Below are 15309 nucleotides of genomic sequence, written 5' to 3'. Positions count from 1 at the left end.
TCTGCTTCACCGCCATTGCGATTCCCTCCGAGCTTCCTTCTCAGAGAATCACAACCAGCCAATTACGCAACAGGCCCACAAGGGGAGAAGGGGGAGCTAAACATGCAGCGCGTGGCCCAGCGCCTTCAGCGCCGCTTCCTGGAAACCTTCGCCTTGCGTCGGATGCGCATGGATTGTGCCGGCGATGTCCTCCAGCCGCGCGCCCATCTCCAGCGCCAGGCCGAACGCCGCCGATAGTTCCGACACGCCCTGCCCGACCGCCTGGATGCCCAGCACCAGATGGTTGTCGGCACGCGCCACGACGCGCACAAAACCGTCCTCGCCCTGTTTCGTCATCGCGCGCCCATTAGCGGCGAAGGGGAACTGGCCGATCTTGATCTCGCCGGCGAGCGCTTTCGCTTCTTCGGGCGACAGCCCGGCGGTGACCAGCTCCGGATCGGTGAAGCAGATCGCCGGAATGGCGCGCTTGTCCCAGCTTCTTTTGTGGCCGGCGGCGATCTCGGCCACCATCTCGCCCTGCGCCATGGCACGGTGCGCCAGCATCGGCTCGCCGGTGACGTCGCCGATGGCAAAAATGCCGCGCATCGAAGTGCGGCACTGGTCGTCGATGCGGATGAATTTTCCCGCCATGTCGAGGTCGATCTGCTCCAGCCCCCAGCCTTCGGTCAGCGGCTTGCGGCCGACCGTGACCAGGATCCTGTCGGCGGCGATCTTGGCGTTCTTGCCGTCTGCCGTCTCGACCAGCAGCGCGTCGCCCTTGGTCGACAATCCCTTGGCCTTGACGCCCAGCATCACCTCGACGCCGAGCTCGCCGAGCCGCTTAAGCACCGGTCGGGTGAGTTCCGCATCATACTGCGTGAGCACGCGCGGCAGGGCTTCGATCACGGTGATCTTGGCGCCCATCTTGGCGAAGGCCATGCCGAGCTCCAACCCGATATAGCCGCCGCCGACGACCGCGAGCTTCTCCGGCACTTCGCTCAGCGCCAGCGCCTCGGTGGACGAGATGACCGGACCGCCGAAAGGCAGGAAGGGCAATTCGACCGGCGCCGAGCCGGTGGCGATAACGACGGTCTCGGCGCGGATCACCTGGGTCCCGGTTTCGGTCTCGACCTCCACGGTCTTGCCGTCCCGGAAGGTTGCCCAACCATGCACGGTCTTCACCCTGGCCTTCTTCAACAGGCCGGCCACGCCGCTGTTGAGCCGGCTAACGATCCCATCCTTCCAGCCGACAGTTTTCGCAAGATCGAGCGTCGGCGCGGGGACCTTGATGCCCAGCGGATCCTTGCCGCCGGCCATATGCGCGATCTTCTCGAACGCCTCCGCCGCGTGGATCAGCGCCTTCGACGGGATGCAGCCGACATTGAGGCAGGTGCCGCCCGGCTTGCCGAACTCGACGATGACCGTGTCGACGCCGAGCTGGCCGGCACGGATGGCGCAGACATAACCGCCCGGCCCGGCGCCGATGACGAGCAGCTTGCAGGAGATTTCTTTCATGACGGCTGCTTCCTTTCGGCGGAGGCGGCGACGCGCCTTTTCCTTCTCCCCTTGTGGGAGAAGGTGGATCGGCGCGACAGCGCCGAGACGGATGAGGGGTGTTCCAGGGAAAGCCAACGTCTCACTCCGCTGGAGCACCCCTCATCCGTCGCCTTCGGCGACACCTTCTCCCACAAGGGGAGAAGGGGGAGCGCGCATTTCGGCGCCGCGACGTTCGAGACCGACCCCATCTCCCTCACTCCACGAAGATCAGCGCCGGCGTCTCCAGCAGCGCCTTGATCCGCTGCACGAAAACCGCGGCATCCCAGCCGTCGATGACGCGATGGTCGAAGCTTGACGACAGGTTCATCATCTTGCGCGGGATGAACTGCGTGCCGTCCCACACCGGCCGCACCATCATCTTGTTGACGCCGACGATCGCCACTTCCGGGTAATTGATGACCGGGGTGGTCGCCACGCCGCCCATGGCGCCGAGCGAGGTGATGGTGATGGTCGAGCCGGAAAGCTCCTCGCGGCTCGCCGTGCCGGCCTTGGCCGCATCGGCCAGCCGGTTGACTTCCGCAGCACTATCCCACAGGTCGCGCGCCTCGGCATGTTTCACCACCGGCACCACCAGCCCGTTCGGCGTCTGCGCGGCGATGCCGATATGGACGCCTTCATGCCGGTGGATGATGCCGGCGTCGTCGTCGAACAGCGCGTTGAGGTTCGGCTGCTCGCCGATCGCCTTGACCATCGCCCGCATCAGGAAAGGCAGCAGCGTCAGCTTCGGGCGATCGGCGCGCTTCTCCCTGTTGAGGGTGGTGCGCAGCTCCTCCAGCGCGGTGACGTCGATCTCCTCGACATAGGTGATATGCGGGATGCGCGATTTCGCCAGCGCCATCTTTTCGGCGATCTTGCGCCGGAGCCCGACGACCTTGATGTCCTCGACGCCGTCTTTGCGGGCAAGCCCGGCGCGGGCGACTTGCGGGCCGCGCGCGAGGAACGCGTCGATGTCCTCATGGCTGATGCGCCCGGCCGGACCGCTGCCCGGAACCTGGCGCAGATCGATGCCGGCTTCCTTGGCGCGCAGGCGGACGGCCGGCGAGGCAAGCGGCTTCTCGCCTTCCGCGCGCGGCGCGCCCGAAAGGCTGGGTATGGCGCGATCCTTCTTAACGCCGTCATCCTTGGGCTTGTCCCGAGGATCTGCCGACCTGCGCGGATGCGACGCCGCCGGTTCCGGCGAACCAGCGGATCCTCGGGACAAGCCCGAGGATGACGGCGCTGCGTTTTGCGCAGGGGGAAGACGATCGCCATGGCTCGCTCCAGCGGGGATGCCGTCGGCACCACTCTCGCCTGGCGACGTGTTTTTCACATTGCCTTCGCCGGCCACCTTCAGCCGCACGATCGGCGAGCCGATCGCCACCGTGTCGCCGATCTCGGCGCCGAGCCACAGGATCTCGCCGTCGACCGGTGACGGGATTTCGACCGTCGCCTTGTCGGTCATGACGGCGGCGAGAACCGTGTCCTCGCGCACAAGGTCGCCGACCTTGACGTGCCACTCGACAAGCTCGGCCTCGGCAACGCCTTCGCCGACATCGGGAAGCTTAATGACGTGCTCGCCCATCTCAGGCCTCCCCCACTCTAAGCTTCCAATGTTTCGATCAGCGCGCGCCCGACCCGCGCCGGACCGGGGAAATAGTCCCATTCCTGCGCATGCGGATAGGGCGTGTCCCAGCCGGCGACCCGCGCCACCGGCGCTTCCAGATGGTAGAAGCAGTTCTCCTGCACGAGCGCCACCAGCTCGGCGCCGAAGCCGGAGGTGAGCGTCGCCTCGTGCACGACGACGCAGCGGCCGGTCTTCTTCACCGAGGCGACGATCGCCTCGAGGTCGAGCGGCAGCAGCGTCCTGAGATCGATCACTTCGGCGTCGATGCCGGTCTCCTCGGCCGCGGCTTGGGCAACATAGACCATCGTGCCATAGGCAAGCACCGTCACCGCCGATCCCGGCCTGCGGATCGCCGCCTTGCCGAGCGGGATCGTGTAATGGCCGTCCGCGACCTCGCCCAGCTCATGCTTCGACCATGGCGTCACCGGCTTGTCGTGATGCCCGTCGAACGGGCCGTTATAGAGCCGCTTCGGCTCGAGGAAGATCACCGGGTCCGGATCCTCGATCGCCGCGATCAGCAGACCCTTGGCGTCATGCGGATTGGAGGGCACGATCACCTTCAGGCCGGAGACATGCGTGAAGAGCGCTTCCGGGCTCTGACTGTGCGTCTGGCCGCCGAAGATGCCGCCGCCGGTCGGCATGCGCACCACGATCGGGCAAGTGAAATCGCCGTTGGAGCGATAGCGCAGCCGCGCCGCCTCCGATACGATCTGGTCGTAAGCCGGATAAACATAATCGGCGAATTGCACCTCGACGCAGGGCTTCAGCCCATAGGCGGCCATGCCGATGGCCGAGCCGACGATGCCGGATTCGCTGATCGGTGCGTCGAAGCAGCGGCTCTTGCCGTATTTGGCCTGCAGGCCCTGCGTGGCGCGGAAGACGCCGCCGAAGAAGCCGACATCCTCGCCATAGACGATGACTTGGCTGTCGCGCCCCATCGACACGTCCATGGCGTCACGGATCGCCTCGATCATCGTGCGTCTCGGCATGGTCAGACCCCTGCCTGCTGGCGCTGGCGCCTGAGATGCGGCGGCATCTCGGCATAGACGCCCTCGAACATGTCGCGCGTCGACGGCTTGCCGCCGGCATGCAGTGTGCCGTGGCTTTCGGCCTCCTTCTGCGCCGCGATCACCGTTTCGAGGATCTCGGCCTCCGCCTGGGTGTGGCGCTCCTCCGACCAGACTTGCTTGTGGATGAGATGGTTCTTCAGCCGGATCACCGGATCGCCGAGCGGCCAGGCATCGGATTCCGCCTTCGGCCGGTAGGCAGACGGATCGTCCGAGCTCGAATGCGCGCCGGCGCGGTAGGTGACATATTCGACCAGCGTCGGCCCGAGATTCTTTCGCGCCCGCTCCGCCGCCCATTTGGCCACCGCATGCACCGCGAGATAGTCGTTGCCGTCGACGCGCAGCGACGGAATCCCGAAGCCGAGCCCGCGCGCGGCGAACGTGCCGGAGCCGCCGCGCGCGATGCCCTGGAAGGTCGAGATCGCCCACTGGTTGTTGACGACGTTGAGCACGACAGGCGCCTTGTAGGTGGAAGCAAACACCAGCGCCGCATGGAAGTCGGACTCCGCCGTCGAGCCGTCGCCGATCCAAGCGGCAGCGATCCGCGAATCGTTGGAGATCGCCGAGGCCATCGCCCAGCCGACCGCCTGGATATACTGCGTCGCCAGATTGCCGGAGATCGAGAAGAAGCCGTGCTCCTTCGACGAATACATGATCGGCAGCTGCCGGCCCTTCAGCGGATCGGCTTCGTTGGAATAGATCTGGTTCATCATCGTGACCATCGGATAGCCGTCGGCGATCAGAAGGCCGGCCTGCCGATAGGTCGGGAAGTTCATGTCGCCCGGCTTGAGCGCCTTGCGGAAAGCGCAGCTCACCGCCTCTTCGCCCAAATGCTGCATGTAGAAGGAGGTCTTGCCCTGGCGCTGCGCCATCTGCATGCGCGCATCGAAGGTCCTGAGCGTCATCATATGGCGCAGGCCTTCGAGCAGCTCCTCGTCCGAAAGCAGCCCGGCCCACGGCCCGACGGCCTCGCCGGCGCGGTTCAGCACCCGGATGATGGAGAAAGCCATGTCGCGGATGGTGCGCGGATCGACCTCGATCTCCGGTCGCGGCACCGAGCCCGCCTTGGGAATGGTCACATTCGAGAAATCCGGCGTGCCGCCGGGCCGAACCTCTGGCTCGGGCACATGGAAGCGCAACAATCCAGCGTCGGCCATGAGCTCACATCCTCCAATGTTGCCGGTGCGATATTTGCACATCCGCGCCGCCATTTCATCGTGCGAGAAGGCGGACATCCTCCCGGTCGTCGGCCCCGCGGAACCGATGCGGCACAGACGCCAAGATGCAGATATGGCGGCGAAATTTCTTGTCGATGTTTTTGCCCGCCGCGCAATTTGGCGGAAGTTTGCGGGGCGATTGCCGCCAGAAAATGCGATTGGGAGGTGGAGCCGGGCGCGGCCTTCCCCTTCTCCCCTTGTGGGAGAAGGTGTCGCCGAAGGCGACGGATGAGGGGTGTTCCAGATGCCACCAGCGTCTCACTCCGCTGGAACACCCCTCATCCGTCTCGGCGCTGTCGCGCCGATCCACCTTCTCCCGCAAGGGGAGAAGGTAAGTGCGCTGCCGGCCGCTTCTCCGTTCACTCGGCCCCCGCCCCGTGCTAACTCACCCCGCATGGCACAGAAGAAAGGATACGAGGTCGATTCGTGGCTGGCGAAGCCGGATCCGGCCATGGGAATCGTCCTGCTTTACGGCCCCGACCGCGGCCTTGTCGCCGAGCGGGCGAAAACCTTCGCCGCGAAAACCGGCCTGCCGCTCGACGATCCCTTCTCGGTGGTCAGGCTGGACGGCGCCGAAGTCGACCGCGATGAGGGGCGGCTGCTCGACGAAGCGCGCACGGTGCCGATGTTTTCCGACCGGCGGCTGCTTTGGGTGCGCAATGCCAGCGGCCAGAAGGCGCTTGCCGACGACATCAAGGCGCTGACCGCCGAGCCCGCGCGCGACGCCATCATCCTCATCGAAGCCGGCGACCTGAAGAAAGGCACCGGCCTGCGCGCCATCGTCGAGGCCGCCGGCAACGCCATTGCCTTGCCTTGCTATGCCGACGAGGCCCGCGACCTGGATACGGTGATCGACGACGAATTGCGCAAGGCCGGCATGTCGATGACCTTGGACGCCAGGCGGGCGCTGCGCCGCAATCTCGGCGGCGATCGTCTCGCCTCGCGCGGCGAGATCGAGAAGCTGGTGCTTTATGCGCACGGCCACAAGGAGATCGACGTCGACGACGTCAACGCGCTGTCCGGCGATGTCTCCGGCGCATCCTTCGACGCCGCTGTCGACGCCATGCTGGACGGCAAGGTCGGCGATTTCGACATCGCCTTCAACCGTCACTGCCAGTCCGGCGGCCATCCGTTCCTGGTTCTGTCATCGGCGATGCGGCAATTGCAGACGATCCAGGCGATGCGCGGCCAGATGGAGACCGGCGGCCGCAACGCCGCTTCGGTCGTCGCCGGCGCCCGCCCCCCGGTCTTCTTCTCGCGCCGCAAGCTGGTGGAAAAGACGCTGGAGCGCTGGAACGTCGAGGCGCTCGCACGTGCGCTCGGCCGGCTGCAGACGGCGGTGCTGCAGACCCGCAAACGGCCCGATCTGTCCGAAGCCCTGGCAAGGCAGGCGCTGCTCGGCATTGCCATCGAGAGCGCGAGGCTGGGGCAAAGATAAACGCCGGCGACTGGCGGCGGCCGGAGCGACAGCTGATCTCCCCCTGTAGGGAGATGGCCGGTCCACCCCTCCGGAGCTGCAGCGCAGCTGCTGCGAAGGACGGCAGGCCAAAGGGCGCTGTCCCGCCAGCGTATTTTTCGTCCTGCCCTGCCGCGGTCAATTCATCATCATGTCGGCCGGCTGAAAGGTCGGCAGCGCCTGGGGAAAGACCAGCACCGCCGCGCCGTAAAGGAGCAGGGCGACACCCGACACTTTTGCTATGCCCTTTCCCGCCGGGAAGGTCTTTTCCGCAAAGATCAGCAAGGTGACCACGGCCATTACGGCGACGTTCATGATCCCGAGCGGGAAAAGTGCCAGAAACAGGAGCCAGCAACAGCCCAGACAAAAGGCGCCGTGCTCAAGGCCCATGCGGACCGCGCCCCAAGAACCATCGCGCCAGGAGGTCAGGATGAAACCGATTGGCGTGCGGCATTTGGCCAGGCACAGATCCTTCAGCGGCGAGAGCTGGTAGCCGCCGGCAATGATCAGCAGGGCGCCGCCAATGCGCGCGGCCGTCGCCGTAGACAATCCCGCATGATCGGCAAGCGTCTCGGCACCTGCGGCGCCGGCAAAAGCCAAAACGCCCACCGTGCCCCAAACCAGCATATAGCCTGCCACGAATACCCAGGTAGCGACAAAGGCCTCGCCGCGACCTCGTTTGCCGGCTTGGACCTGGTGGAAGGTCAGGATCATGGGCGCCGCCGTCGGAAACATCATGGCAATCATCATGATCATCCAGACGGCAAGAAACAGCGGCGCCCCCATGCCCATGGTGGGTGAGTACATCTCCATGCGCATATCCGCGTCCATGCCGGTCTGCTGCCGGATGAGCAAGACCCACGCCGCCGCGGCGACCGCGCCCAACAGGGCGAGAATGATGTTTCGCTGCAATGTCAGCGTCATGGGCGAGGCCGTTCCGACCATGCGTGCGGGACTATTGCTGGCCGGACCAATTGATCGGAGCGTAGTGTGCGTTCCGGCGGGAATTGTCCCAACTCATGCCATGGTCGCTGAAAGTATTGCCTTCCATTCCCATCGCCATACCGAGCCAGTCGGGATTGACGGGATGGCCGGAGGCCACCCACATCTCGCCGTCCTCGCGCATTGTCGGCAACGGTTCGACCGCCAACTGCATCACGCCGGCAATCTCCACCGACCGCTTCTTGCCGTCGACCTGGTATCTGATCGGCACCTTCTTGGCTCCGAGATTGGTGCTGATCATCGGCGCGAAGGCGGCCATCGGCCCGCCCGCGGCGCCGGTGAAGATGGCGCCCAGCGCTTCGGTCTGCCTGTCATCCGCATGGTCGTCGATATAGGCGGCGGCCGTCCAATTGCCCTCCGCCATCGGGCCCGGCGTGTGAGCAACCATCGCGACATTGAGCCCGTCCAATCGAACGTCCCCGAAACTGCCCTTGTCGATATGAAAGACCAAGGCGACGTCGCAAACGCCTTTCGTCGGCTTCGATGTCAGCTGCGCCCGGGTGGACAACAGGCAAGGACATACGACGTCGCAGCTGCAATTCTCGAAGTAATTTCCGGACAATTGCCAACTGACTGCCATTTACACCTCCCATTGTGTCAGGCGTGTCCGGCTTCGGCGAGGCGGTGCCGTTTCACGGAGAACGGCAGATAGCCCTCACCGCGACTGATCGGCACGCTGGGGCAGTAATTTAAGGTCAAGCTAATAAGGGTACGCCGTTGCCGTGGACTGTCAAGCGGAAGGCGCTGGGGAGGGGGCGCTGTCCCGCCGACATATCCTTCGTCATTCTAGGGCGGAGCAAGGAGCGAAGCGACGCGCGCAGACCCTAGAATCCATGCCATGGCATTCGCCGTAGAATGCTGCGGTCCACAATAGGCGCTGATGGCTGCGCCAGCTAGGATCGCCAGATGACCGGCTATGTCTACATGACTGCTAGCCAGAAAGGGGGCACGATCTATATCGGCGTCACCAATGACCTTGCCCGCCGCATACCCGAGCACAAGAATGGCCAAGGTTCCAGCTTCGCCAGCCGTTGCGGTGTGCAGCGTCTCGTCTGGTACGAGGAATATTTCGACATCGCTGATGCCACCCAGCGTGAGACGTCACTGAAACGCTGGCCACGGCGATGGAAGATTGAACTGATCGAAAAGAGCAATCCGGAATGGTTCGAGCTGTTTCGCGGAATTGGTTGGTGAGCGTTCTGCACCGTGGCGGCGCTCAGGCGTCACGGCATGGATTCTAGGGTCTTCGCGCGTCGCTTCGCTCCTTGCTCCGCCCTAGAATGACGAAGGACAGGTTGACGGGACAGCACGCTCCTCTGTCCTGCCGGGGGATCTTCTCGCAGGGAAGGATTCGCAGTTCCCGGCATCTTAGCCGCGCACCGCGCAAACAAAAAAGGGCCGGCAAACGCCAGCCCATTTATGTTTATCACCGATATATCAGGCGTATCCAGCGTTCAGCCAAAACCTCAGCCACAGCCGAATACCACTACGCCTCAGCCGCCTACCGCTCGTCCTTCAGGCGCCGGCAGAGCTCGTCGAGCTGTTCCAGCGAGCGGTAGTTGATCTTGAGCGTGCCGCCCTTGCCCTTGTGCTCGATGCTCACGATCATGCCGATTGTGTCGGTCATCAGCTTCTCGAGCGCCAGCGTGTCGGGGTCCTTCTCGGGCGGGCTCGCGGGGGATTTCGCCTTCGCCGGCGTCGGGCCGGCGGGCATTTGCGCCAGCGCTTCGGCCTGGCGCACCGAAAGCCCTTCCTTGACGATGCGCTTGGCGAGCCCGGCCGGGTCTTCGGCGGTGACCAGCGTTCGGGCGTGGCCGGCCGACAAATCGCCGTCGACCAGCATGTCGTGAATGACGTTGGGCAGCTTCAACAGCCTCAGCGTGTTGGCGACATGGCTGCGGCTCTTGCCGATCACCTGGCCGAGATCGGCCTGCGTGTAGCCATGCTCGTCGATAAGCTGCTGGTAGCCTTGCGCCTCCTCGACAGGATTGAGATCGGCGCGCTGGACGTTCTCGATGATCGCCAGCTCCAGCGCGGTGCGGTCGTTGACGTCGCGCACGATCAGCGGGATTTCGGTCAGACCGGCGCGCTGCGCCGCCCGCCAGCGCCGCTCGCCGGCGATGATCTCGTAGCGGCCGGGCTGCGACGGCGAGGGGCGCGCCACGACCGGCTGCACCACGCCGTGCTCGCGGATCGACTGGGCCAGGTCGGTGAGCTCGGCATCGCCGAAATGCCGGCGCGGATTCTTCGGGTTCGGGCTGACGAACTCGATCGGCACCTTGCCGTCGGCTGCCACCGCCGCGCTCGCCTTTTCGGGCGCCGCCGGACGGTCGACTTCGCCGATCAGCGCCGCGAGGCCACGGCCCAGTCTTTTTCTCGATTGGTCTTCGCTCATGAGTTTGTCCAGATCGTTTCGGAATCGAATCGGCTGATTAACCACGCCGTCGCGCGATGATGGTAGCTCAGGCGGCGCGCAGCTTGCGCTCGCGGCGGATCACCTCGGAGGCGAGCTGCAGATAGGCCTGGCTGCCCGAGCATTTCAGGTCGTAGAGGATCGCCGGCTTGCCGTAGGACGGCGCCTCGGAGACGCGTACATTGCGCGGGATGATCGTCTCATAGACCTTGTCGCCCATATGGGTGCGCACATCCTGCACCACCTGGTTGGCGAGGTTGTTGCGCCCGTCATACATGGTGAGCACGATACCCTGGATGGTGAGGTCCGGATTGATGGTATTGCGCACCTGCTCGACCGTCTCCAGCAACTGGCTGAGACCTTCCAGCGCAAAGAACTCGCATTGCAGCGGCACGAGAACGGAATCGGCCGCCGCCATTGAATTCAAAGTCAAAAGGTTGAGCGAGGGCGGGCAGTCGATCAGCACATAGCCGAACGGGGCCGAACGCTCGGAGGCAGCGCGCAGCGCATTGCGCAACTTGAGCACGCGGTCGGGCGCCGAGGCGATTTCCATCTCGATGCCGAGAAGGTCGAGAGTCGAGGGTATGATGGAGAGGCCGGGCACCGCCGTCGGCACCGCGGCCTGCTCCAGCTCGAGCTCGCCGGTCAGCACGTCATAGGACGAGACCGTGCGATCCTTGCGGTCGATGCCGAGGCCGGTGCTGGCATTGCCCTGCGGGTCGAGGTCGACGATCAGCACGCGCTCGCCGATCGCGGCCAGCGCCGTGGCCAGGTTGATGGCCGTCGTCGTCTTGCCGACCCCGCCTTTCTGGTTGGCGACAGTGATGATACGCGGTCCGGTTTTCATGGATTTATGCCAGTAATTCATTGCTGTTTCGCTGGGCGCAAGTCGGTGATGTCGAGGATGACGCCTTCGGCGTCGGTCATGCTCGAATGTTCTACCAGATCGAAGCCCCAGCGGTGAGTGCTTTCTTCCACCTCGGCGCGGTAATCCCGGCCTTTGTGAAAGAGCGCGCGTGCGCCGCTGGTCAGCCAGGGCGCCGATAGGTCGAGCAGGACCGGAAGCGCCGCCAGCGCCCTCGCCGTGACGATTTCTGGTGTTGAAACAAGCGCATAGCTGTCATCGATGCGCCTGGCCACGACACGCGCCGGCAAACCGAACTGGCCTATGACGGATTGCAGGAACGACGCCTTTTTGCGATTGCTTTCGACCAGAGCGATCGATGCGCCGGGGCGCTCCGCCAGCAGGAAAGCCAGCACCAGGCCGGGAAAACCGCCGCCTGAGCCGAGATCGACCCAGCGCGTCGCGGTGGGTGCGATTCGCGCAAGCTGGGCGCTGTCCAGGATATGGCGGCGCCACACATCGTCCAGTGTCGACGGCGCCGCCAGATTGATGCTGCGGTTCCATTTCAGGAACAACTGTTCGAACGCCTGCAGCCGCTCGAATGTTTCACGTGAAACTGGACCCGCTGCCTTTTGCAGGCTCGCCCAGGCATCCGCGCTCACGCCACGTCCCTTCGCGCTGCGAACTCGGCGTTGCGGACATGCGCGACAATGATGGCTAGCGCGGCGGGTGTCATGCCTTCCATGCGCTGCGCATCGGCGATCGAGCGCGGCTGGCGCGCCTTCATCTTCTGCTTCAGCTCGTTTGAAAGTCCCGGAACGTCCGAGAAATCGAGCGCCTCGGGGATGAGCCGCGATTCCTCATGCCTGATCTGTACGGCGTCGGCTTGCTGGCGATCGAGGTAAACTGAATATTTCGCCTCCGTTTCGAGCCGCTCCGCCGTCTTGGCGTCCAGTTCGGCAAAGCGCGGCTCGACGCTTCTCAGCCAGGCCATGTCGACGCCCGGATGCGCCAACAGCGCATAGGCCGAGCGGCGCACGCCGTCCTTGTTGATCTCCAGCCCATGCCGTGCCGCTTCGTTCGGCGTAAGCGTCACAGACTTTGCCAGCGCGCGGGCTTCGTCGAGCTTCTGCGCCAGCGCGCCAAAACGCTGCAGCCGCTCCGTTGACACGATGCCGAGTTTTTCCGCCAACGGCGTCAGCCGCTCGTCGGCATTGTCGGCGCGCAGCGACAACCGGAACTCCGCGCGCGAGGTAAACATGCGATAGGGCTCCGCGATACCCCGGCTGGTCAGATCATCGACCATCACGCCGATATAGGCCTCGGTGCGGCTGAGCACGAACGGCTCATCGCCAGATGCCGCCCGCGCGGCGTTGATGCCGGCGAGCAGGCCTTGCGCGCCGGCCTCTTCATAACCGGTCGTGCCGTTGATCTGCCCGGCCAGGAAAAGGCCGGCGACGCGCTTCGTCTCCAGCGTCGTCTTCAGCTCGCGCGGATCGACATGGTCGTATTCGATGGCATAGCCGGGCTGCAGCATCGTCGCCTTTTCCAGCCCGGGGATCGTCTTCAGCATGTCGAGTTGCACGTCTTCCGGCAGCGAGGTTGAGATGCCGTTCGGATAGACGGTGTCGTCGTCGAGGCCTTCGGGCTCGAGGAAGATCTGATGGCCCTCGCGGTCGCCGAACTTGACGATCTTGTCCTCGATCGAGGGACAGTAGCGCGGCCCGATGCCTTCGATCGAGCCGGAATACATGGCCGAACGACCGAGATTGGCGCGGATCAGCTCATGCGTCTCCGGCATGGTGCGGGTGATGCCGCAATGAATCTGCGGATTGGCGATTTTGTCCGTCATCAGTGAGAACGGTACCGGATCCTCGTCGGCGGCTTGGGCATCCAGCGGGGCCCAGTCGATGGTGCGGCCGTCGAGGCGAGGGGGCGTTCCGGTCTTCAGGCGACCGAGCTTGAAACCCGCGCGCGCCATCGTCGCCGACAGGCCGAGACTTGCCTGCTCGTTCATCCGCCCGGCGACGATCTTCCTTTCGCCGATATGGATCAGCCCGCGCAGGAACGTGCCGGTGGTCAGCACCACAGCGCCGCAGGCCAGCCGCCGGTCGCCCGAAACCAGCACGGCCGCGACGCGGCCATCTTCGATCTCGAGATCGAGAACCTCGCCCTCGATCACGTTGAGATCGTTCTGCTGCCGAATCGCTTCCTGCATTGCCAGGCGATAAAGCTTGCGGTCGGCCTGAGTGCGCGGCCCGCGCACGGCCGGCCCCTTGCGGCGGTTGAGCAGGCGGAACTGGATGCCGGCGGCGTCGGCGATGCGGCCCATGAGCCCGTCCATGGCGTCGATCTCGCGCACGAGATGCCCCTTGCCGAGACCGCCGATCGCCGGATTGCACGACATAACGCCGATCGTCTCGAAACGCAGCGTCACCAGCGCGGTCCTGGCGCCGGCGCGCGCGGCAGCACTCGCCGCCTCGCAGCCGGCATGGCCGCCGCCCACCACCACCACATCATAGTGATTGGTCATTTTTTCCAGAATCCGCTTTCAGAGATTGGGTTGACAGATGTCCCCGACGGCGGCTGGTGTCAAGGAGAGGTGGACTCGTTTCACGTGAAACAATGAATGGCGAGCTTTGCCATTCCCGGCGGACAACTGCGAAGCTCACAACGCCGGCGGTGTTTCACGTGAATCATTGCGGGATAGGCAAAAGCCCGTGTTTCACGCGAATCACTTACCAATGCAGAACTGCGAAAAGATGACGTCGAGCAAATCTTCGACATCGACGGCGCCGACGATGCGTCCAAGGCGCTCGGCCGCCAGCCGCAGTTCCTCAGCGCGCAGCTCCTGTCTCTGGCCCGACAGTGCCGCCCGCAGGAAATCCACTGCCTCTTTGAGCAACTCTACATGGCGCAGCCTGGATGGCAGCACGTCACCCACCTCGCCAACCGCAGCGGCGGCGCGGGCCCCTATCTCGTTCAGAAGGCGGTCCAGACCGCCGCCGTCCTTGGAAGAAATAACCAAGTCGTAGTCACCGCCGCCGGCATTGGCGATATCCGACTTCGTTCCGATCCTCAGCACCGGAGCCCCACCTGGGATGTCCCCAACGGGCGCCGGATCAGCCATATCCTCCAACAGCAGAACGAGATCCGCAACGTCAGCTTTGGCCCGCGCCCTTTCGATACCGATCGACTCGACCTTGCCCGCAGCCTCCCGCAGACCGGCCGTATCGACAAGCCGCACCTTCAGCCCGTTAAGGTCCATCACCACCTCGATCAGATCGCGCGTCGTGCCCGGTTCATCGGTGACGATCGCCGCTTCGCGCCGCGCCAACGCGTTGAACAAGCTGGACTTGCCGGCATTCGGGGCGCCGAGGATCACGACTTCGAAACCATCGCGAATGATCTCCGCGGCCTTGAAACCTCCGATGTGGCGATCGATTTCCCCGATCATTACCGACACGTCGGACCAGACCGCCTCCGAAACGGAACCCGGCACATCCTCTTCCTCGGCGAAGTCGATCTCCGCTTCGATCATGGCTCGCGCATGAATCAGCCGGCGGCGCCAGTCCGAATAGAGTTCGCTTTGCGCACCTTCGGCATTGCGCAGGGCGAAGCGGCGCTGCGCCTCCGTCTCGGCATTGACCAGATCGGCGAGCGCTTCGGTCTCGACGAGGTCAAGCTTGCCGTTGAGAAAGGCGCGCCGGGTGAACTCGCCCGGCTCCGCGTGCCTTACGCCTTCAAACTGCGTGATCGTCTCCAGCATCTTTGCCGCAACGGCGCGGCTGCCATGGACCTGGAATTCGGCGACGTCCTCGCCGGTGAAGCTGCCGGGACCTGGAAAGAACAGGACGAGGCCTCGATCGATAATCGAGCCGTCCGCCGCCCGAAGCCTTTGCAACGTGGTAAACCGATCCTTAACGGATCCGGCTATCGTTTCGACCACGAATCGAGTTTTGGGGCCGGAAATTCGGATGACGGCGATGCCTGCCGGCAAGCGGCCGCTCGACAGCGCAACGATCGAATCCTTCGAACTCATTGGGGAAACCATTTGCCGGACCTGCCGAACCGCCTAGATTGAAAGAGAGAGCACGGCCGAAAGCCGCTTCACACTTTTCGGCATCATGCTCCAGCGTTGATGCATGAGACCCGAAAAAGAGCCGTCCAT

General features: G+C 64.5%; 13 protein-coding genes. 2 read left to right on the top strand and 11 right to left on the bottom strand.

Annotated features, from left to right (window positions below; translation table 11 throughout):
• Positions 1 to 96: 96 nt before the first annotated feature.
• From lpdA to FJ423_RS23105, 4 genes are all read right to left on the bottom strand, one after another.
• Entirely contained in the window at positions 97 to 1494 is a 1398-nt protein-coding gene (gene lpdA / locus FJ423_RS23120; RefSeq protein ID WP_140845361.1) for a dihydrolipoyl dehydrogenase, read from the bottom strand.
• A gap of 235 nt (positions 1495 to 1729) precedes the next feature.
• On the bottom strand, positions 1730 to 3097 hold the full coding sequence (locus FJ423_RS23115) for a dihydrolipoamide acetyltransferase family protein (RefSeq protein WP_140845360.1): 1368 nt from the start codon (positions 3095 to 3097) through the stop codon (positions 1730 to 1732).
• Positions 3098 to 3114: 17 nt separating this feature from the next.
• Positions 3115 to 4128, bottom strand: a complete 1014-nt coding sequence (locus tag FJ423_RS23110) for an alpha-ketoacid dehydrogenase subunit beta (protein WP_140845359.1) — start codon at positions 4126 to 4128, stop codon at positions 3115 to 3117.
• 2 nt (positions 4129 to 4130) lie between these two features.
• Positions 4131 to 5363: a 3-methyl-2-oxobutanoate dehydrogenase (2-methylpropanoyl-transferring) subunit alpha gene (locus FJ423_RS23105; protein WP_140845358.1), complete on the bottom strand. Its 1233-nt coding sequence runs from the start codon at positions 5361 to 5363 to the stop codon at positions 4131 to 4133.
• A 454-nt stretch (positions 5364 to 5817) separates the two neighbouring features.
• Here FJ423_RS23105 and holA point away from each other — a divergent pair, with 454 nt between their 5' ends.
• Entirely contained in the window at positions 5818 to 6861 is a 1044-nt protein-coding gene (gene holA / locus FJ423_RS23100; protein WP_140845357.1) for a DNA polymerase III subunit delta, read from the top strand.
• 156 nt (positions 6862 to 7017) lie between these two features.
• Here holA and FJ423_RS23095 read toward each other — a convergent pair whose 3' ends face one another.
• Together FJ423_RS23095 and FJ423_RS23090 are read right to left on the bottom strand one after the other, a co-directional pair.
• Complete coding sequence (locus FJ423_RS23095; RefSeq protein ID WP_140845356.1) at positions 7018 to 7803, bottom strand: DUF2182 domain-containing protein; 786 nt, start codon at positions 7801 to 7803, stop codon at positions 7018 to 7020.
• A gap of 31 nt (positions 7804 to 7834) precedes the next feature.
• A complete protein-coding gene (locus tag FJ423_RS23090) occupies positions 7835 to 8461 on the bottom strand; it encodes a DUF1326 domain-containing protein (protein ID WP_140845355.1) in 627 nt (208 codons plus the stop codon).
• A 326-nt stretch (positions 8462 to 8787) separates the two neighbouring features.
• Between FJ423_RS23090 and FJ423_RS23085 the strand changes: the two genes are divergently transcribed.
• Entirely contained in the window at positions 8788 to 9075 is a 288-nt protein-coding gene (locus tag FJ423_RS23085) for a GIY-YIG nuclease family protein (RefSeq protein WP_140845354.1), read from the top strand.
• 307 nt (positions 9076 to 9382) lie between these two features.
• Here FJ423_RS23085 and FJ423_RS23080 read toward each other — a convergent pair whose 3' ends face one another.
• The 5 genes from FJ423_RS23080 to mnmE form a co-directional block, all read right to left on the bottom strand.
• On the bottom strand, positions 9383 to 10276 hold the full coding sequence (locus FJ423_RS23080; RefSeq protein WP_140845353.1) for a ParB/RepB/Spo0J family partition protein: 894 nt from the start codon (positions 10274 to 10276) through the stop codon (positions 9383 to 9385).
• Positions 10277 to 10343: 67 nt separating this feature from the next.
• Positions 10344 to 11141 carry a ParA family protein gene (locus FJ423_RS23075; RefSeq protein WP_095769880.1) on the bottom strand — a complete coding sequence of 266 codons (798 nt, stop codon included), beginning with the start codon at positions 11139 to 11141 and terminating at the stop codon, positions 10344 to 10346.
• Between the two features lie 17 nt (positions 11142 to 11158).
• Complete coding sequence (gene rsmG / locus FJ423_RS23070) at positions 11159 to 11800, bottom strand: 16S rRNA (guanine(527)-N(7))-methyltransferase RsmG (RefSeq protein WP_140845352.1); 642 nt, start codon at positions 11798 to 11800, stop codon at positions 11159 to 11161.
• Positions 11797 to 13671, bottom strand: a complete 1875-nt coding sequence (mnmG, locus tag FJ423_RS23065) for a tRNA uridine-5-carboxymethylaminomethyl(34) synthesis enzyme MnmG (RefSeq protein ID WP_140845351.1) — start codon at positions 13669 to 13671, stop codon at positions 11797 to 11799. The genes rsmG and mnmG overlap by 4 nt, the downstream gene beginning before the upstream one ends.
• 201 nt (positions 13672 to 13872) lie before the next feature.
• Positions 13873 to 15180 (bottom strand): tRNA uridine-5-carboxymethylaminomethyl(34) synthesis GTPase MnmE, encoded by a 1308-nt coding sequence (gene mnmE / locus FJ423_RS23060; protein ID WP_140845350.1) that lies wholly within the window; start codon positions 15178 to 15180, stop codon positions 13873 to 13875.
• Positions 15181 to 15309 lie beyond the last annotated feature (129 nt).

Source organism: Mesorhizobium sp. B2-8-9, assembly GCF_006439475.1.
GTDB lineage: Bacteria > Pseudomonadota > Alphaproteobacteria > Rhizobiales > Rhizobiaceae > Mesorhizobium.
The sequence above is the reverse complement of the archived record's forward strand: the minus strand, read 5'-3'. Positions and strand labels throughout refer to the sequence as shown.